We start from the raw sequence: 18929 nt of genomic DNA on the forward strand, positions 1-18929 counted from the left end.
CGCGGCAATGCTCTCGAGTGTTTTTCGCGTCACATTGCCCGCTCGAGCCTTTGCCTCCCCATTACCGGCCGGTAATATGGCGAATAAGTTACCCGCGAGTAGCATGCGGAAAACCGGATGGCTACCCGGTGGCGACAACGGGCGGGAACGGCAAGCAACCGACCGCACCAACTCAACGGAGAGTGAGTAACAAACATGGGCCACTACAAGAGCAACGTCCGCGACCTGGAGTTCAACCTCTTCGAGGTGCTCGGTCTCGGTTCGCTCCTCGACGGCGACGCATACGGCGATCTCGACACCGAGACCGTCAAGGAGATGCTCAACGAGGTGCGCCGCCTGGCCGAGGGCCCGCTGGCCGACTCGTTCGTCGACGGTGACCGCAACCCGCCGACCTTCGACCCCGCGACCCACACCGTCACTCTCCCCGAATCCTTCAAGAAGTCCTACCGCGCGCTCGAAGACGCCGGTTGGGCCAAGGTCGGCGTCCGTGAGGAGCTGGGCGGCCTCGCCGCACCGAGCGCCGTCACCTGGGCGCTCGGCGAAATGATCCTGGGCGCCAACCCGCCTGCTCAGATGTACGCGGCCGGCGCCGGCTTCGCGCAGGTCTTCTACAACAACGGCACCGATGAGCAGAAGAAGTGGGCTCAGATCATCGCCGACCGCAACTGGGGCGCCACCATGGTGCTGACCGAGCCGGATGCCGGTTCCGATGTCGGCGCCGGCCGCACCAAGGCAATCAAGCAGGAAGACGGCTCCTGGCACATCGAGGGCGTCAAGCGCTTCATCACCTCGGGTGACTCCGACGACCTGTTCGAGAACATCATGCACCTGGTGCTTGCCCGCCCCGAGGGCGCAGGCCCTGGCACCAAGGGTCTTTCGCTGTTCTACGTGCCGAAGTACCACTTCGACTTCGAGACCGAGACCATCGGCGACCGCAACGGCGCCTTCGTCACCAATGTCGAGCACAAGATGGGCATCAAGGTTTCGGCCACCTGTGAGGTCACCTTCGGCGGCCACGGTGTGCCCGCCAAGGGCTGGCTGGTCGGCGAGGTGCACAACGGCATCGCGCAGATGTTCGACGTCATCGAGAACGCGCGCATGATGGTGGGCACCAAGGCCATCGCCACCCTGTCGACCGGTTATCTGAACGCATTGGACTACGCCAAGCAGCGCGTCCAGGGTGCGGACCTGACTCAGATGACCGACAAGGCCGCCCCGCGCGTCACCATCACCCACCACCCGGACGTGCGTCGTTCGCTGGCCATGCAGAAGGCGTACGCCGAGGGCCTGCGCGCCATCTACCTCTACACCGCCGCGCACCAGGATGCCAATATCGCGCAACTGGTTTCGGGCGCCGACGAGGACGTGGCCTTCCGCGTCAACGATCTGCTGCTGCCGATCGTCAAGGGTGTCGGTTCCGAGCGGGCCTACCAGTACCTGACCGAATCGCTGCAGACCTTCGGTGGCTCCGGCTTCCTGCAGGACTACCCGATCGAACAGTACATCCGCGACGCCAAGATCGACTCGCTGTACGAGGGCACCACCGCCATTCAGGCGCAGGACTTCTTCTTCCGCAAGATCGCCCGTGACCGCGGCGTCGCGCTGGCGCACGTGGCCGGCCAGGTGCAGAAGTTCATCGACTCGGAGGCGGGCAACGGCAGGCTGAAGGGCGAGCGCAAGCTGCTGGCGACCGCGCTGGAGGACGTGCAGGCCATGGCCGCCACGCTGACCGGGCACCTGATGGGCGCCCAGGCCGACTCGTCGGAGCTGTACAAGGTCGGTCTCGGCTCGGTGCGCTTCCTGCTCTCGGTCGGTGACCTGCTCATCGGCTGGCAGCTGCTGCGCCACGCCGAGGTCGCCATCAAGGCGCTCGACAACGGTGCCACCGGTGCCGACGAGGCGTTCTACACCGGCAAGGTCGGCGTCGCGCAGTTCTTCGCCCGCAACGTGCTGCCGGAGCTGACCGCCACGCGCGCCATCCTGTCGAACCTGGACAACGACATCATGGAGCTCGACGAAGCGGCATTCTGATGCGCTAGCGCATCGCCCGAATACAACAAAGCGGCCCGGAGATTCTCCGGGCCGCTTTGCTTTTCGCTGCTGGCTAGTTGGTTTGCTCCGCCTGTTCGGCGTCGAACTCGGCCTGCGAGCGCAGAATTGCGTCGTGGTTGTCGCGTGACCATTCGACCAGCGCAAAGATCGGGCCGGACAGGCTCATACCGCGTTCGGTCAGCGCGTATTCGACCTGCGGCGGGTAGGTAGGCAGCACCGTGCGACTGACCAGGCCGGGGAGGCGATGCGGCACGCGGGCCCGCATTTCGCGCTGTGTTGCGATACCAGTCACCTGCGCCCATCAGGAGAAACAAGCCCAGGTCCACAGCATGAGCAGCCGGACATCGGCGGTGAAAGCGGGCACAATGACCAGGCAAGCCGCGCGTGCCTACGAAGGGACCGTCTGGATGAACCGATCGATGCCCGCCCTTGCCCGATTCGGCGTCCTCGCCACTGCGCTCTCGGTCGCGCTGACCGGACCTGCCGTCGCCGATCCGAACAATGTGAATCCAATTCCGGGGCTCAACGGGCAGCCGCGCGGACTACCGCAGCTGCCGGGACCGACACAGGCGGTCTTCCAGGTGACCGGGATGGACAGCCCCAATCACACCGAGAACGTCAATGTGCTCGGCACCGACCTCGGTGTCATGTGGGATGACGGCGGCGGCCGGATGATCACCGCCTTCGGCGACAGCGCCGGTCTCGGCATTCCCAACCTGCTCGCGGGCAGCATCTGGGCCTGGAGCAGCAACGTGCTGTTCCGCAGCACCACCAAGGACCCGGCCGACGGCATCATCTTCGACAGTGCGGTGACCAACCCCCTGCCCAGCCCGAAGATTCCCGGCATCGAGATCAGCCTGATCCCGACCGCGGGCATCTCGGTGGGCAGTGTGCAGTTCATGAGCATGATGTCGGTGCGGGAGTGGGGCAACCACGGCAAGTGGGCCACCAACTTCGCCACCCTCGCGGCCTCCGGCGACGGCGGGCAGACATGGGCCCAGCTGACCAACACCCGGCGCGCGAATGTGGACGGCCACGAGAAGTTTCAGCAGAACGCCTTCTTGAAGGACGCGGGCTACATCTACCGCTACGGCACGCCAGGTGGCCGCAACAACCCCGGGTTCGTTTCCCGGGCAATGGAAGCCGATATCGCGAATATCGACGCCTACGAGTACTGGGACGGCGCCACCTGGAAACCCGGCGACGCGAAGACCGCGGCGCCGATCGTCGGCGATGTCGCCGAACTGTCGGTGCTGTGGAACGACTATCTCGGCAAGTTCCTCATGCTGACCACCGACCCGGCCAATTCCATTGTCATGCGTACCGCGTCCGCGCCGCAGGGGCCGTGGAGCGAACCGCAGGTCCTCATCAGCGGGCCGACATTGCCGACCGCCTATGCGCCCATGATCTTTCCGTACCAAACCGGGCGAGACCTGTACTTCATGCTGACCGTGCATAGTCGGTACAACGTGATCCTGATGCGAACTCCGTTATGACAGGTAGCAATACAACAAAAGCGGCCCGGATTTCTCAGGGCCGCTTTTGTATTGACGCGCAATCAGGCGTCGCTCAGCCTGCCACGGTGGCAGTCGGCAGCGGCTTGACGCCACCCGAGCCGGTCGACAGCAGCTTCGCAAGGCCGGTGGCGAAGTTACCGGAGCCGGTGGGAGCCGGGACGGGGGTCTCGGCCGCGGCGATGCCCGAACCAGCGAGGACGATTCCGGCAGCAGCAACGGCGGCACCGAGCAAACGAATCTTGCGCATTGAAACTCTTCTTCCTGAAGCCTCATCCGACCGCGTTTACGATCGACTGCGCATTTTTATCACAGCAGATTTTCGATCAGCGACATGATCATGAACACCATGGAAACGGGCAGTTACTTGTTCTTCCACACGGCCCGGATCTGTTGCGAAAAACACTAATTGCCCCACCTCGTCCGAGATGGGGCAATTTGTGTTTCGAATTACGCGGCGGGGTCGGTGGTGCCCGCCGAGCCGGTCAGCGCCTTCACCAGCGCCGGGAGCAGCGCGGCCGAGCCAGTGCCGTTCGGGTTCGGCTCGCCGGGGGCGACGGTGTCGATTTCCTGCAGGGTGATGCCCTGGTCAACGGTCGCGGACGCCAGGCCCGAGCCTGCACCGATTACAGCAGCAGCAGCGATGAAGGCCACACCGAACACGCGAAGCTTGCTCATTTAGTTTCTACCCCTAGAAAAGTCAGTGCCGAAAATCTGCGTCGATAACACGACTGCTACCAACGAAAGATGTTCTACCACAAAGCTTCAACAGCCAGCGACCACCCGTGAGGTCTTTCCAACCGGCAAGAAGTTGCGGCACTGTTGCGGGTCACTCGGAATGAAATCCTCGGAGAAACGGGCATCGCGCCGATCAGCCACCGGGCAATGCCGCGCCTACCGGCGGAGCCGCCGCGCCTTTCCGCCGCCTATCGCCCCTCTAGCTGGCGCGACAGCGCTCGCGACCTCGGACACACGTCGAGGCTGCACCAATGACCTTGTGCAATGCGCACACTGGGCAAGGCTCGAGCGAACTGCGAGACATGCCCATAGAACTGTGGTGTACCCAGCTATCCACAAGTTATGTTGAGAGGTATTTCACAAGATATTACCTGTAACATTTTCCGGCTCACGGAGATGTGTGAGCGACTTCCTTTACTCCGCCACAATCCGAGCAACCCACGCGCACTTCACGATTGACGGGGCCATTCCCGCACAGTCACGCCACTGGAACTGTATGGGTAGCGCCGCTGCCCGCAACTCAGATCTCCTCTTGGAGGGAAGGCGGGATCTTGTAGCTGGCCTCGGGAGGTTCCTGGGGCGACGATGCCGGTGATCGCGACGAGTACCGAGCGAATCAACGCGGGTTCGGGAATCCTGTTGATACGCATCAGTGTTTCCCCTCGATCGCCGCGGTCAGTCGGTCGAGCTTCAATTCCAGTGCCATCACCGCACCGCCTTTCAGTATTTTCGCCACTTCAGTGCGAAATTTGTCCATATCCATTGCGCCGCAGTATCAACGGACGTTGCCGGTCCGCAGCCGCGGCGATCTCATCTGCCGAATATTTGCAGCGCACGGTTGTAGTACTTCTGGCGATCGGCGAGCCCGTTGTAGCCGCCGTTGACAGCTTTCGTCACGGCGAGGAAATCGCCCTCGTCCGCCAACGGGTTGATGTTGTTGGAATTAGTATTCCCATAGCCCGGATTCGCGCCGTCCGGGTCGTACTGCCGGAAGTATTCGTCGTCACCGTCTTCTTGGAACTTCTCCAGCTGAGCGCTCTCGTGTGCCAGCGTCGCGAGGAAAGCGGCTTATCCGCGCCGTCGCTACCGCCGATACGCGCGATCCTGGTCTTCGAACCGTCCGACCACGTGATGACTTCGACATCCTGATCGAACACGTTCGTCGTCTTCCACTCGTTGGTGACCGTCTTGGTGACGCCCGCCGTAGTCGACGTAGACGATCGGGTGATCGACCGACGTGATGACGCCGTGCTCGATACCACCGCGTTCGACAATCTGGAGCGGTGGCACATAGACCACGAGGGTCGTGGATCACCATGAGCGCAACCGCGTGCGGTGCGGCGCCGGACAGCTGTGACATGCCGGGCATCGCAGCTCGCCATTCGCCGATCCATCGAGGCGCGGCAGATTGCCGGCCGCCTGCATCAGGACCGTCGTCGCGATAGCTGATCGATCGCTCATCGGCGCATCACCGGCTCGCAAAAATCGGTGATTCCGGTCACAAAATGTTTAGCAACTCGCTGTTGAAGCGTCATGCGAGAGCGGTTCGCGAGTCCTCGCGTTGCCGTTCACGATGCGCCGGACACGTCAGGAATCAGGTCGCTCCACGCCCTGTGTGAAGCGCTCGAAGTCCCGATGCGGGAGTTCGTCACGCTGGCACTGAACGACGCTCCAAAGTTGCCGTGTTACACGACTATTCATTGATTCCGCCCCACCCCCGTGACACAGAAACCAATAGCCGCGAGTTCGCTGCTAACCTACTCGCACTGGACGATTGGGATCGGGTCGTACTTCACCGTCCGAGTAGCGCGGGACACTTCACGACCCGTCTTGCGGTCGGTGATGACGCGGGTATCGGACACCGTGAACCCGGGGGCGCCCTCGGAGGCGATGCAGTCCTTGCCCTTCGGGAGTTTGACCGTGTTGGGCTCCGTCGGCTTGGTGCGTTCACCGGTGACCGACTCGACCTCGACGGTCTTGGTGCCCCACAGGCGGACGGTGACTTCGGATCCGGTGGCGAGAGTTTCGATGTAGACACCAGTGGGGGTGCTATTGCGGAAGCGCAGGTCGATGGCGCCGTCGAAGACGGTGGCCTCGCGTGCGGCGGGGTAGCGGGAGATGTAGTAGCTGTGTTCGGTGTGGCCCGCGTCCTCGAGACCCGCGAAGTAGGCGGCGTTATAGAGGGTGGTGGCGAATTGGCTGATACCGCCGCCGACGGCGGTGCTCGGGCGGCCGTGGTCGATGATGCCGGATTCGACGTAGCCCTCGGCGATACCGCGCGGGCCGGTGAAGTCGTTGAGCGAGAACGTATCTCCCGGCTTCACGATGGCGCCGTTGACCTTCTGCGCGACCACGCGGATGTTCACGCCGGACGGGCCGCTGAAGCCGTTGGTGGTGAATTGGCCCATGACGTCGGTGACGCCGAGGCCCTGCGCGGCCTCGGTAGTGAGCTTGGGCTCGACCTTCTCGTAGCTGGCCTGGGCGGTTCGTTCCTGTGGTGCGACAACGAGATTCGGCAGCTGTTCGAGCGTTTTCGGCCAGTTGATCTTGTCGCCGACGACCGCGGGAACAACCTTCGCCGTGCTACCGGTCAGGCTGAATGTCGCGTCCTTCGCCTCCACCTCGGAGGCGGCAAGCTGAGGCGCCAGCAACCCGGTCGCGACCTCCTGGTTGAAGGTCGCAGCGAGTCCACCCTGGCCATCGGGCGCGAAGGACAGGATGGTCGCGATCTGCTCCGGCTCCAGTTTCGCCGTCGCGCCTTTGCCGGCGAACATAATCGGTGCGTGCACCGCGGGCTCCGCGACCTCGCGCAACACCCGATCGACCGCTTCGGGACGCACGGTCATGGGTGCCGCCGTCTCCGGCAGATCGATCAGGGTGCCGTAGATCCAGTTGTCGATCAATGCGGCGCGAGCAGGCGGTCCGTCGAGCACTCGCCCCAGCACCGGAGGTACAGCAACCGGTCTGCTACCGTCGAATCTGATGGTGCCTTCGACCGTCGGCCGGTCGTGCACACGCAGGGCAGCGAGCTGCCGATCCAGCGCCGAGTTGTCGACTGTGCTGGCGATCGGCACCGCGCGGGTGGTGAACAGCGATGTCAGGCGGGTGACCGGATTGAGCGGCTGCGAGCCGATCCGGTCCCAAGTGCCTGCCCAGTCCACTTCCAGCCCTGCGGTACTCGGGAGCAACGTGGTCTGCATGTCGGCGATCTGCACCGGCAGTTCGTGCCCGGAGCGCGGGCCGAGCACCGCGCGCAGCTTGGTGTCCGCTGTCGCGGTGTCCAAGCCGCCGACCTCGACGCCCGCGACCTCGACGCCGCGCGGCACCTCCCCCGAGGACAGCAGCAGATCCGCCACGTACACGAATCCGGCCACCGCGATAAAGGCGCCGACCCCGATGCCGATCTTCTTGACGATGGGCGATTTCAGCAGACCGCCCGACTTCTGCTGTGGCTGCTGCTCGGGTCGCCTGCTCCAGCGCTCGGTGGCGGCCTCGCTGACCGGAGGCTGTCGGGGCGGCTGCACCCGTGCGGTCGTCCGCAAGGGCTGAGTCGGCGCCGAGTCGACATCCCAGCCGGTTGGTGGGTCCGGCACCGGAGAGCTGGACGATTCGAGGAGCTGACGTAGTCCGACCTCGCCGCCTTCGTGTCGGCCGCGACCGCCATGCCCGGTGCTCGATTCGCTCGTCACGAACCGTCCTCCCCGCTAGAGGTGAAAAAGGGACCTCGCACGGTTGCGAGTCTCCGTCAACCATAGTGGTGTCTACCGACGCGGTCCGCAGAGCTCAAATCTGCAGCAAACCTTGCGCAACGGCCGCGTGGCACATGGAAGGGCCCCGTGTAGTTGCCGGGTCGGGGGTCTGGCAACTACACGGAGCCGATTGGAATATCGGCCGTACGCACCGGGCGTTACATACGCGAGCGCGACGCGACTGGACCGGCGCGGGACAATCGACCATGACTCTCGCTATCAGCGCTCGAATACACGAGGGAGATGGATGAGTATGCAGCTGGGAATGATCGGTCTAGGCCGGATGGGCGGCAATATCGTGCGCCGCATCGTCAAGGACGGGCATACCGCCGTCGGCTACGAACGCAAGCCCAAGCGCATCGACGAACTGACCGCCGAACTGGGCAGTACGAAATTCCAGGGATCCACCGAGCTGGCAGACTTCGTCGGCAAGCTCGAGACCCCGCGTGTGGTCTGGGTGATGATCCCCGCGGGCGCCACCGGTGCGGTCATCGACCAGGTGGCCGAGGTGCTCGAGCCGGGCGACATCATCATCGACGGCGGCAACAGCCGCTACCACGAGGACATAAAGCGCGCCGAACGGTTGCGGCCCAAGGGCATTCACTACCTGGACATCGGCACCTCCGGCGGCGTCTTCGGCCTTGCCCGCGGCTTCTGCCTGATGATCGGCGGCGAGGCCGAACAGGTGAAGTACCTCGACCCGCTGCTGAAGTCCATCGCACCTGGCGTCGAGGCCGCCGAGCGGACGCCGGGACGCACCGGCGAACCGTCCAGCTCCGAACAGGGATACCTGCACTGCGGACCGGCCGGGGCGGGGCACTTCGTGAAGATGGTGCACAACGGCATCGAGTACGGCGCCATGCAGGCCTACGCGGAGGGCCTCAACATCCTGCACAAGGCGAACATCGGCGCGAATCACGACGCTCGGTTCTCCGCCGAGGAGACTCCGCTGGAACATCCCGAGTACTACCAGTACGCGATCGACATCCCCGAGGTCACCGAGGTGTGGCGGCGCGGCTCGGTGGTCGCGTCGTGGTTGCTTGACCTGACCGCGGGCGCCCTCTACGCCGACCCGAACCTCGATTCTTTCGACGGCCGGGTGTCGGATTCGGGCGAGGGGCGCTGGACCGTGGACGCCGCGATCGATACGGGCGTCCCCGCGCCGGTCCTCTCGGCGGCACTATTCGCGCGGTTCTCCTCGCGCGGCGAATCGCTCTACGCGGACAAGATGCTTTCGGCCATGCGCAAGTCCTTCGGCGGGCACAACGAGCTGCCGGAAAAGTAATCAGTGGGCTACCCGAAACGCACCGTCTCAGACACAATGAAACGACGACGAAGTCCGCTGGCAGCGGTCCCGGAAGGTGGGTTGACTCCATGGTCGAGAAGCATGTGGTGCACAACGACGGGGTAGACATCGCCGTCTTCGAGCAGGGCAATCCGGACGGTCCGACCGTCCTGCTGCTGCACGGCTGGCCCGACAGCCACCACCTGTGGAACAACGTCGTGCCGGAACTCACCGACCGGTTCCGGGTGCTGAGCGTGGACAACCGCGGCCACGGCGAATCATCCAACCCACCTGGCACAAAGGCCATTTCGGTGGAGAATTTCGCGTCGGACTACGTCGCGGTGATCGAGGAGCTCGGCAAGGGCGAGCCCGTCCACGTGCTCGCGCACGACTGGGGCAGCATCGCGATGTGGGAGGTGATCGCGCGGCCCGATGCCGAGCGACTTGTCGCCTCGTTCACCTCGGTGTCGGGCCCGAGTCTCGCGCACACCGCGAGTTGGGCGCGCAGCAGGCTCGCCAGGCCGACCCCACGCAATATCGCGCTGCCGTTGGCGCAATTGGGATCGTTCGCCTACTCGGGTGTCTTCTCACTGCCGGTGCTGCCGCAAGCCGTGATCGCAACCGCGATAAGCGAAGAGCGCTGGCGGACCTGGCTTTCCCGTGCCGAAGGAGCGGCGCCGGAGCGGATCCACCTGGCTCCCACCTTCAAACAGGACATGGCGAGCGGACTGCGCATCTACCGATCGACCTGGGCGTCCAACCCACTGCGCAGCCGCGAGCAGCACAGCGCGGTTCCGGTGCAGATCATTATCGGCACCCGCGATCCCGCGGTGCGGCGATCGAGTTACACCGACGAGGACCGCTGGGTCGACAAGGTGTGGCTGCGCGTGGTGAAGGGCGGGCACTGGCTGCCGTTCTCACATCCACAGCTGCTCGCCTCCGCGGCCGTCGAATTGATCGATGCGGTGATCGGCGAGCCGCAGTCGCGAGCATTGCGTCGCACGCGAATGGGCGTGCCGCGCAAGCCATTCGAGGACCAGCTGGTGGTGATCACCGGCGGCGGCAGCGGGATCGGACGGGAAACCGCACTCGCCTTCGCCAGTGAGGGCGCGGAGGTCGTGGTGTCCGATATCGACATCATCGCCGCCGAGGCGACCGTCGCGCTGATCTCCCGGTCGGGCGGCCGTGGCTTCGCCTATGAACTGGATGTCTCCGACGAAGAGGCGGTGCGCAAGCACGCGGACGGGGTGATCGCCGAGCACGGCGTGCCGGATGTGCTGATCAACAATGCGGGGATCGGCCAGGCCGGACGCTTCCTCGATACCTCGACCGAGGATTTCCAGCGGGTGCTGAATGTGAATCTCAACGGAGTTGTCTATGGCTGCCGCGCTTTTGCCGGTCATATGGTCGAACGCGGACTCGGCGGGCACATCGTGAACCTCTCCAGCATGGCCGGATACATGCCGCAACAGGGACTCAGCGCCTACTCCACCAGCAAGGCAGCGGTTTTCATGTTCTCCGACTGCCTGCGCGCCGAACTCGCCGAACACAGCATCGGAGTCAGCACGATCTGCCCTGGCGTCGTGCACACCAATATCGTTCGCAACACCAGGATGTCGGGCGTCTCGGCCGAGGAGGAGGCACGCAGGCAGGAGCGCTACGACCGGCTCTACCAGTTGCGTGGCTACGGCCCGGAGAAGGTGGCACGGCAGATCGTGCGCGCGGTGCGGAAGGACCGGCAAGTCGTTCCGGTGACACCAGAGGCGCGGCTGCAGTACATATTCGGGCGACTCGCGCCCGGCCTTGTCCGCTTCGTCGCCGCACGCGCCAATCTGGTGCGCTGACGCCGCCGATTCCGCTGAGGGTTCGAATCAAACCGACACGAGGGGTATTCGGTCGCACAAACGACCGAATACCCCGTTGTGTGCCCGCTTCAGTCGTCTACACGACAACTGATTTCGACAGCACATGGGTAACTCACCGGGTACCGGCTAACTCACCCGCCACCTCACCGCCGGTCGCCAACGCCACCGTTGCGGCACCCCAGTCCGGCCTGAAGACGCGGAGAGGCGGGAGAGCGAGGCGGGAGAGCTCTAGCGCTCCAGGATCGCTACGACGCCCTGGCCGCCCGCGGCACAGATCGAGATCAGCGCGCGGCCGGATCCCTTCTCCGCCAGCATCTTCGCGGCGGAGGCGACAATGCGGCCGCCGGTCGCGGCGAACGGGTGGCCCGCCGCGAGGGAGGAGCCGTTGACGTTGAGCTTGCTGCGATCGATCGAGCCGAGCGCGCCGTCCAGGCCGAGGCGCTCCTTGCAGTAGGCGTCGGACTCCCACGCCTGCAGGGTCGCGAGCACCACGGAGGCGAAGGCCTCGTGGATCTCGTAGTAGTCGAAGTCCTGCAGGGTCAGGCCATTACGGGCGAGCATGCGCGGCACCGCGTAGGTCGGGGCCATCAGCAGGCCGTCGGGGCCGTGGATGTAATCGACCGCGGCGACCTCGGAGTCCACCAGGTTGGCCAGCACCGGCAGGTTGCGCTCGGCGGCCCATTCCGCGCTGGACAGCAGCACCGCGGAGGCGCCGTCGGTCAGCGGGGTGGAGTTACCCGCGGTCATGGTGGCGTCGCCCGCCTTCACGCCGAAGACCGGCTTCAGCGTGGCCAGCTTCTCGACAGTCGAACCGGGACGCAGGTTGTCGTCGCGGGTCAGACCCAGGAACGGGGTGATCAGGTCATCGAAGAAACCGCGGTCGTAGGCGGCCGCCATGTTCTTGTGCGACAGGTAGGCCAGCTCGTCCTGGGCCTCGCGGGCAACACCGAATTCCTTTGCGGTGATGGCGGCGTGCTCACCCATGGACAGTCCGGTGCGCGGCTCGGCGTTGCGCGGGATCTCGATACCGAGCATGCCGGGACGCAGCTGGCCGACCAGCTTGAGGCGGTCCTTGTTGGTCTTGGCGCGGTTGGCGTCGAGCATCCATTCGCGCATGCCCTCGCTGACGCCGATCGGCGCGTCCGAGGTGGTGTCGGTGCCGCCGCCGACGCCCGCCTCGATGCGGCCCGCCGCGATCGCGTCACCGACGGTGACGATCGCCTGCAGGCCGGTGCCGCAGGCGAGCTGCAGGTCGTGGGCCGGGGTGTAAGGGCTGAGCTTGCTGCCGAGCACGCTCTCGCGGATCATGCCGTGCTCGCCGACCCGCTTGAGCACCGCGCCGCCGACGACCATGCCGAGGCGCTCGCCCTGCAGGTTGAACCTGCTGACGAGACCGTCGAGCGCCGCGGTGAACATGTCCTGATTGGAGGCGTGGGCGTAGGCCTTGTCGGAGCGGGCGAACGGAATCCGGTTGCCGCCCACAATCGCAACCGGGCGGGGAGCCTTCTTGGCCGTGTTCTTCGCCGAACGGGCTTTGGTTGTCACTCGAGTCTCCAGGTCTCGTCGGGGGGTTGTCCGGCGCTCCGGTACCCGCACGGAAATCTCCGCGCGGAACGGCGCTCCGTCGCGTTGGTTTACATTAAACTTACTCTGGAGTAAGTTTGTTGTCGACACAGTACCCCGCGCAAGTGCGTAATTCGCCTCGGGACGTGCGGTGAACGAGCAGAACCGGTCGGCCGCAACCACCGGTGAGTCGAGTCCATTCACGAGACACAGAAAAGGGAGAAACAGTGGCAGCGAACAAGAGCAAGGGTGCTCCCAACCTCTACGGATCGTTCGTACACTCCGCCCCCGGCCAGTTCCTGGCGAGTAAGCTCGGCCTGCCGCAGCCGGAGAACCTGCGCCGCTACCGCAAGGGCGAGCCGCCGCTGCCCGGCCCGGTACTGCTCGGCGGCAAGGGCCGAGTCGCCGAGCCGGTGCGCACTCTGCTGTCGGACTACACCTTCGCCGACGCCCCGAGCCAGGGCACGAAGTACGGCGCGCTGGTCTTCGACGCGACCGGCATCGGGTCGATCGAGGATCTGTCGCAGCTGTTCGAGTTCTTCCAGCCGGCCATGCGCAGCGTCGCCGGGTCCGGTCGCATCGTGGTGATCGGCACTACCCCCGAGCTCACCGCGAGCGTCGACGAGCAGATCGCCCAGCGCGCGCTCGAGGGCTTTACCCGCAGCGTGGCCAAGGAGCTGCTGCGCGGCGCCACCGCCCAGCTGGTGTACCTGCACCCGGAAGCCGCCGCGACTGCGACCGGTCTGGAATCCACACTGCGCTTCCTGCTTTCGGCCAAGTCGGCGTTCGTCGACGGCCAGGTCATCCGGGTCGGCAAGGACGACGCGGCCGCGCCTGCCAGCTGGGATCGCCCGCTCGAGGGCAAGGTGGCCGTGGTCACCGGGGCGGCCCGCGGCATCGGCGCGACCATTGCCGAGGTGTTCGCCCGTGACGGCGCCACCGTGATCGTCGCCGACATCCCCGCCGCGGGCGAGGCGCTGTCGGTCACCGCCAACAAGGTCGGCGGCACCGCGCTCGCGCTCGACGTCACCGCGCCCGATGCCGCGGAGAAGCTGGCCGAGTTCGCCACCGAGCGTTTCGGCGGCATCGACATCGTCGTGCACAACGCGGGCATCACCCGTGACAAGCTGCTCGCGAATATGGATGAGGGTCGCTGGAACTCGGTCATCAACGTGAACCTTGCCGCACCGCACCGCATCACCGAGGGCTTGGTGGCTCGTGGTGCGCTGAAGGAGGGCGGCCGTGTGATCGATGTGTCCTCCATCGCCGGTATTGCGGGCAACCGCGGCCAGACCAACTATGGCGCATCCAAGGCCGGTGTCATCGGCATGGTCAACGCCGAGGCGCCGAAGCTGGCCGAGAAGGGCATCACCATCAATGCCGTCGCGCCCGGTTTCATCGAGACCGCGATGACGGCCGCTATCCCGCTTGCCACCCGTGAGGCGGGTCGTCTGATGAGCTCGCTGCTACAGGGCGGCCAAACCGTCGACGTGGCCGAGACCATCGCCTACTTCGCGAGCCCGGCGTCGAATGCGGTGAGCGGCAACATTGTTCGGGTCTGCGGGCAGAGCCTGATCGGAGCATGATGACGCAGATGATCACGCTCACCGAACCGCCGAAGAACAGCAGCCTGTTCCTCAAGGCCGCGCTCGGCGCGGTGCCACTGGTCTCGGCACGCAAGTCCACCCTGCCGGACCGGGCCGTTCGGCTCGACGGCTTCAAGGTCGACCCGGACCACCTTGCCGCGTACTGCCGGGCGACCGGGTTGCGGTTCAACGACTCGCTGCCGCTGACCTACCCGTTCATCCTGAGCTTCCCGCTTGCCATGCAGCTGGTGGTGGCCCGCGACTTCCCGTTCGTCGCGGTGGGTGCGGTGCACGCGCAGAACCTGATCGAGCGCACCCGCGAGATCTCGGTGAGCGAGCCGCTGGACTTCACGACACACATCGAGAACCTGCGCGAGCACCCGAAGGGTCTGCTCGTCGACGCGGTGACCGAAGTCAAGGTCGGCCGGGAGCTGGTGTGGCGCCAGGTCACCACCTTCCTGCACCAGCAGCGCACCTCGCTGTCGGGCGGCCCGAAGCCGGAGCCGAAGCCGGACGAGGTTCCGCCGCCACCGCTGCGCACGATGCGGGTGGATCAGAAGACGATCACCCGGTACGCGGCCGCATCCGGTGACCACAACCCGATCCACACCTCCGCGTTGGGCGCCAAGGCTTTCGGATTCCCGAAGGCGATCGCGCACGGCATGTGGTCGGCGGCGAACATCCTCGGCAATATCGAGGGTCGCATCCCGGAGCAGGCGGCCTACTCGGTCAAGTTCGGCAAGCCGATCCTGCTGCCTTCCACGGTGAACGTGTACGCGGATCAGGTCGAGAGCGGCTGGGATCTGGCGCTGCTCAACCCGAAGAAGGGTTACCCGCACCTGACGGCAACACTGCGCTGACGCCGACACGAGCTGACAACCGCGAGCCGCACCTCGGATCGGGGTGCGGCTTCGGTCTTTTCGGGTCCTGACGTGCGGCCGTCCTGGCATCCGTCGCTCGCCAGAATGACGGAGTCAGCAGCTGCAATCGCAGCAGCCGCAGCAATCACCGCAATCACCACAGCAACTGCAGCCGTCACAGCAACCGCTGCAATCACAGTTCTTGATCCAGGCATCCTTACGCTGACCGGAGCAGGGACTGGTGTGGTCGGCACAGCAGGCGTAACCGGTGCAGTAGACGCCCAGGATCAAGGTGAGTGCTTCACCTACGCCGGGGCGGCGCGTCGGGGGACGGTGCCCGGTGTGCGGCGGGCCGGGGTACTGCATCGTTGCGCTGTCGCGGGATACGTTGCAGGCGTGGGCGGTTGCGCCGACGCCGCGGCCGACCTTCCGCACCAGGGCGTGTAGCGGGTCGAGAAGCATCCAGCGGATGGTGGGTACTTGATCCAGCCCCGCCTCGGTGACCGCCTTGCGCAGGTGCGAGTCGGATTGCCGCAATAGGTCGTACGCCTGCGGCATGGTGGTTCCGGTGGCCGCGAGGGGGTTGAAGCGGCCGCGGGTCCGGTCGTCGTCGAAGTCCTCGACAGCGTCGGCGAGATGTGCGATGCGGCCGAAATGCCTACCTGCCTCACGCAATGCGGTGATGTTCTCCGGGCGGTCGGCCAATACCGCGGTGTGCGCGAACAATTCCGCCGCACAGATCTGGGTGGGCGCGGTCAGTTCGTCCAGCGTCAGTCCTTCGACCGCTGACGCCTCGACCTGCCGAGGTGAACTGTACGCACCCGCGAGACGTTCGAGTTCGGTCTGTGAATCTATCGCCGCGACAAGCGGTTCCACGTTCAGACCGATCAGATTCGCTTGCGACCGCGCCCGGTCGGCCCAACGGCTCGACACCCTTGCCATCGGACGCCTGGTCAGCACGGAGCCGTCACCATCGTCTACGTGATCGCGAATCTTCGCCGATCCCAACAACAGTGACGCGGTCGAGGCAAGCAGCACCCCTGGCGAGTTGGCGGCAGCGACTGTCGCCCGCCGCATGCCACGCAACGCGCACGGCCCCGCCTCGGTCCGCTCCATCGGCGCCGACAACTGCGCCTCGGTAAGCACACTCAGCACAATCGCGTCGGTATTGGTCGCGGCACGCGCCAGCTGACCATGCCCATCCCGCAACCCCAAACACAACCCGCACATATGGGTGCGCCACTCAGCCGCATCGATCCCATACTTCTCAGCACCGTGCGAACACGGCCGCAGCATCCCGAACAAATCCGCCCCGTTCCCCCGACTGTTCCAAATCAGCCGGTCCATACCTCGTGATCTCTCGAACTCTCTCAGCCCGTTAACAACGTGGCAAGCCGAGCACCCCCAGCAAAGCCCAAGTGACATCCACCTCGTTGCCGAAGTGCCTGAAACGCAACCACAACCAGTCCCCACCCCCGGAAGCCGTGTGCCTTCCTGCTCAGGTTGCGGAAGATCGGGCCGGGTTCGGACGGCAATGCGAGCGAAATGGTTGTCGGCGGTGGTGAAATGGTGGCTGTGGAGGGCCGTTTGGGGGGCCATTTCACTGCGCTCGGTGGTTTGGCGTGCCCGTTGGGCTACTCGGTTTTTTTGCGGCCGGCTAGGCCGCGCCAGGCCAGGTCGTCAAGGAGGTCTACGGCTTCGGAGACCTCGATGCGGCCGCTGGCTACTCGGTCGGCGATCGCCTCGCCCGCGCCGATCACGGCGACGGCGACGACGTCGAAGTTGGTGCCTGGCTCGGAGTGTTTGGCGCTGGACTCGAGGAGTTTGGCGGTCAGCTCTATGACGCGTTCGCGGGCGTTCTCGATCTCCGAGGCGAAGGCTTGCTGCCCGATCGCCTGCCGGTAGAGCACCTGCCAGGAGCGGCGGTTGCTGTCGACGAAACCGAGGAAACCCTCTAGGGCGGTGCGGACCTGCTCGTGCGGGGAGAGCTGCGGGTTGCCCGCAGGCGCAACCGATTCGATGAACCGCAGTCCCTCACGCTGGATGCAAGCGCGGAACAATTCGTCCTTGGAGCCGTAATAGAGATAGAGCATCGGCTTGGAGATCTTCGCCTCGGCGGCGATCGCATCCATCGAGGTGTCGTGGAACCCCTTGCGCGAGAAGACCTCGACTGCGGCATCGAGCATTTGCTGCTCACGAACCGCCCGAGGAAGTCGCTTCGTTCCGCCAGCCATCCACTCTCCTACCACATGGTGAAGGTCCTATATTACTCCAAGGTAAGTTCCGTGGGTTGGATTTGCTCACCAGTCGCCCGATTAGAAGTGGTGATTTGTCACAACAGCAGGGCGATCCACCGACCCGGAGTTGGTCGGCCCGGTGATCATGCCGGAAGCGGTGCGTCCCGTCACTTGACTCTGTACATCGCTGTTGGCACCGGCACGATCCAGGATCGAGTCCGGGAAACCGCAGCACGCCGTGACCAGAGCTCCGAACGCGCCTGGACGGCGGCGAGCGACGACAGCGCTGAGGCCGCTGATCAGCAGGTCAACGCACCCTTGTAGCGGGCGATACGCAGCACGGAAGCGTCGACGCCGGCAGCGGGGAGACGGCCGCTCGCCACCGCCTGTTCGAGGCGATCGAGCACTTGCGGCACAGCGTCGGTGGTTATCCACAGGGCGTTGTCGGCGCCGGCGACGAGCGCGGCTTCCACCGCCTCCTCGATGCTCATGCGGCTGGTGATGGCGGCCATGCCGCCCAAGTCATCGGTGAAGATGACGCCCTGGAACGGTGCCGCACCGTATCCGCTGCCGTCCCGCAGCAGGGACATGGCCTGAGGACTGATGCTCGCGGGCACGCCAGGCGTTGTCAGCCCCGGCACATCGAGGTGGCCGACCATGACGGCGGCGCCGGAATCGATCAGGTCGCGGAACGGTGCCAGATCGACGGACTGGAGCTGGTCCAGCGGCGGGGTACGGACCGCGCCGGTGTGCGAGTCACCGGAGCCCGAACCATGGCCGGGGAAATGCTTCATCACCGTGCCGACACCGACCTCATGCATGGCGCGGATGTAGGCGTCCGCGTATCGGGTCACCACCGCGGGATCATCGGAGAACGACCGGTCGCCGATGACGGAATCGTCCGGCTGGCTGCTGACGTCGACGTCGGGGGCGAAATCCACCGTCACACCGAGGTCCTTCAGTGCTTTACCCCTGGTCAGCGTGGCGTCGTGGAACTGCTCGGATGTCATGGTCTGCGCGGTGGCCCTGGCCGACGGCGCGACGCCGATCAGGTCCTTGACTCGCGAGACGCGGCCGCCCTCTTCGTCGATGGTCACCATCAGCGGGACTTTGGCGGCGGCCGTGACCTGGCCGATCTGACCGTCGGCCAACAGCGCCCGCTCGGTCCAACCGCCGACGAAGATGCCGCCCACCTGCTCGGTACGTACCACGTTCTCCGCATCGGCGGCGCCGGTGACTCCCACGGTCAACATTTGCGCCAGCTTCTGCCGGGGCGTGAATTGCGCGAGATACTCCGCACCACAATCCCGCTGTGCCGCGGTGGGCGGCACGGCAGACCCCGATGCCTGCGATGCGTCGGGCGTCTGGGCCCGAGATGTCGCAGCGGTGTTGGTGTCGCCGTTGGAACACGAGGTCGCAACGGCGGCGAGGACAGCGAGCACGACGAGAGGCGTCTTCCGCATGGTTGCCAACGGTAGTG

At 65.3% G+C, this 18929-nt stretch carries 14 protein-coding genes; 6 read left to right on the forward strand and 8 right to left on the reverse strand.

Annotated elements, in window-relative coordinates; genetic code table 11:
- Positions 1-195 precede the first annotated feature (195 nt).
- Positions 196-2031 (forward strand): acyl-CoA dehydrogenase, encoded by a 1836-nt coding sequence (locus tag ACFQZZ_RS29000; RefSeq protein ID WP_378687010.1) that lies wholly within the window; start codon positions 196-198, stop codon positions 2029-2031.
- 73 nt (positions 2032-2104) lie between these two features.
- Here the strand turns inward: ACFQZZ_RS29000 and ACFQZZ_RS29005 are convergent, their stop codons facing one another.
- A complete protein-coding gene (locus ACFQZZ_RS29005; RefSeq protein ID WP_378687012.1) occupies positions 2105-2344 on the reverse strand; it encodes a winged helix-turn-helix transcriptional regulator in 240 nt (79 codons plus the stop codon).
- A 115-nt stretch (positions 2345-2459) separates the two neighbouring features.
- On the opposite strand from ACFQZZ_RS29005, the gene ACFQZZ_RS29010 reads away from it, so the two are divergent.
- Complete coding sequence (locus ACFQZZ_RS29010) at positions 2460-3548, forward strand: DUF4185 domain-containing protein (protein ID WP_378687173.1); 1089 nt, start codon at positions 2460-2462, stop codon at positions 3546-3548.
- Positions 3549-3621: 73 nt separating this feature from the next.
- Here the strand turns inward: ACFQZZ_RS29010 and ACFQZZ_RS29015 are convergent, their stop codons facing one another.
- The 3 genes from ACFQZZ_RS29015 to ACFQZZ_RS29025 all read right to left on the reverse strand — a co-directional run bounded on the left by ACFQZZ_RS29015 (position 3622) and on the right by ACFQZZ_RS29025 (position 7993).
- On the reverse strand, positions 3622-3816 hold the full coding sequence (locus ACFQZZ_RS29015; protein ID WP_378687014.1) for a hypothetical protein: 195 nt from the start codon (positions 3814-3816) through the stop codon (positions 3622-3624).
- A gap of 200 nt (positions 3817-4016) precedes the next feature.
- The gene (locus ACFQZZ_RS29020) at positions 4017-4244 is read right to left on the reverse strand and encodes a hypothetical protein (RefSeq protein WP_378687017.1); all 228 of its coding nucleotides are present in this window, start codon (positions 4242-4244) and stop codon (positions 4017-4019) included.
- Between the two features lie 1817 nt (positions 4245-6061).
- Positions 6062-7993: a VanW family protein gene (locus ACFQZZ_RS29025; protein ID WP_378687019.1), complete on the reverse strand. Its 1932-nt coding sequence runs from the start codon at positions 7991-7993 to the stop codon at positions 6062-6064.
- Positions 7994-8306: 313 nt separating this feature from the next.
- Here ACFQZZ_RS29025 and gnd point away from each other — a divergent pair, with 313 nt between their 5' ends.
- Both gnd and ACFQZZ_RS29035 read left to right on the forward strand, forming a co-directional pair.
- Entirely contained in the window at positions 8307-9338 is a 1032-nt protein-coding gene (gnd, locus tag ACFQZZ_RS29030) for a phosphogluconate dehydrogenase (NAD(+)-dependent, decarboxylating) (RefSeq protein ID WP_378687175.1), read from the forward strand.
- 89 nt (positions 9339-9427) lie between these two features.
- A complete protein-coding gene (locus tag ACFQZZ_RS29035; RefSeq protein ID WP_378687021.1) occupies positions 9428-11182 on the forward strand; it encodes an SDR family oxidoreductase in 1755 nt (584 codons plus the stop codon).
- A gap of 249 nt (positions 11183-11431) precedes the next feature.
- Here the strand turns inward: ACFQZZ_RS29035 and ACFQZZ_RS29040 are convergent, their stop codons facing one another.
- The gene (locus tag ACFQZZ_RS29040) at positions 11432-12748 is read right to left on the reverse strand and encodes an acetyl-CoA C-acetyltransferase (protein ID WP_378687022.1); all 1317 of its coding nucleotides are present in this window, start codon (positions 12746-12748) and stop codon (positions 11432-11434) included.
- A 245-nt stretch (positions 12749-12993) separates the two neighbouring features.
- Here ACFQZZ_RS29040 and ACFQZZ_RS29045 point away from each other — a divergent pair, with 245 nt between their 5' ends.
- Entirely contained in the window at positions 12994-14352 is a 1359-nt protein-coding gene (locus ACFQZZ_RS29045) for a 3-oxoacyl-ACP reductase (RefSeq protein ID WP_378687024.1), read from the forward strand.
- Positions 14349-15212: a MaoC/PaaZ C-terminal domain-containing protein gene (locus tag ACFQZZ_RS29050; RefSeq protein WP_378687026.1), complete on the forward strand. Its 864-nt coding sequence runs from the start codon at positions 14349-14351 to the stop codon at positions 15210-15212. The genes ACFQZZ_RS29045 and ACFQZZ_RS29050 overlap by 4 nt, the downstream gene beginning before the upstream one ends.
- A gap of 114 nt (positions 15213-15326) precedes the next feature.
- Here ACFQZZ_RS29050 and ACFQZZ_RS29055 read toward each other — a convergent pair whose 3' ends face one another.
- The 3 genes from ACFQZZ_RS29055 to ACFQZZ_RS29065 all read right to left on the reverse strand — a co-directional run bounded on the left by ACFQZZ_RS29055 (position 15327) and on the right by ACFQZZ_RS29065 (position 18912).
- Positions 15327-16559 (reverse strand): DUF5685 family protein, encoded by a 1233-nt coding sequence (locus tag ACFQZZ_RS29055; protein WP_378687028.1) that lies wholly within the window; start codon positions 16557-16559, stop codon positions 15327-15329.
- A 287-nt stretch (positions 16560-16846) separates the two neighbouring features.
- Complete coding sequence (locus tag ACFQZZ_RS29060) at positions 16847-17446, reverse strand: TetR/AcrR family transcriptional regulator (RefSeq protein WP_378687029.1); 600 nt, start codon at positions 17444-17446, stop codon at positions 16847-16849.
- Positions 17447-17748: 302 nt separating this feature from the next.
- Complete coding sequence (locus ACFQZZ_RS29065) at positions 17749-18912, reverse strand: glycoside hydrolase family 3 N-terminal domain-containing protein (protein ID WP_378687031.1); 1164 nt, start codon at positions 18910-18912, stop codon at positions 17749-17751.
- Positions 18913-18929: the final 17 nt, after the last annotated feature.

The organism is Nocardia sp. GCM10030253 (genome assembly GCF_042675075.1).
GTDB lineage: Bacteria > Actinomycetota > Actinomycetes > Mycobacteriales > Mycobacteriaceae > Nocardia.

Excerpts from the sequence above, each read along its gene's own strand:
- ACFQZZ_RS29000 (WP_378687010.1), top strand. The coding sequence starts at position 196 with ATGGGCCACTACAAGAGCAACGTCCGCGACCTGGAGTTCAACCTCTTC.
- ACFQZZ_RS29010 (WP_378687173.1), top strand. The coding sequence starts at position 2,460 with ATGAACCGATCGATGCCCGCCCTTGCCCGATTCGGCGTCCTCGCCACT.
- ACFQZZ_RS29015 (WP_378687014.1), bottom strand. The coding sequence starts at position 3,816 with ATGCGCAAGATTCGTTTGCTCGGTGCCGCCGTTGCTGCTGCCGGAATC.
- ACFQZZ_RS29020 (WP_378687017.1), bottom strand. The coding sequence starts at position 4,244 with ATGAGCAAGCTTCGCGTGTTCGGTGTGGCCTTCATCGCTGCTGCTGCT.
- gnd (WP_378687175.1), top strand. The coding sequence starts at position 8,307 with ATGCAGCTGGGAATGATCGGTCTAGGCCGGATGGGCGGCAATATCGTG.
- ACFQZZ_RS29035 (WP_378687021.1), top strand. The coding sequence starts at position 9,428 with ATGGTCGAGAAGCATGTGGTGCACAACGACGGGGTAGACATCGCCGTC.
- ACFQZZ_RS29050 (WP_378687026.1), top strand. The coding sequence starts at position 14,349 with ATGATGACGCAGATGATCACGCTCACCGAACCGCCGAAGAACAGCAGC.
- ACFQZZ_RS29055 (WP_378687028.1), bottom strand. The coding sequence starts at position 16,559 with ATGGACCGGCTGATTTGGAACAGTCGGGGGAACGGGGCGGATTTGTTC.
- ACFQZZ_RS29060 (WP_378687029.1), bottom strand. The coding sequence starts at position 17,446 with ATGGCTGGCGGAACGAAGCGACTTCCTCGGGCGGTTCGTGAGCAGCAA.
- ACFQZZ_RS29065 (WP_378687031.1), bottom strand. The coding sequence starts at position 18,912 with ATGCGGAAGACGCCTCTCGTCGTGCTCGCTGTCCTCGCCGCCGTTGCG.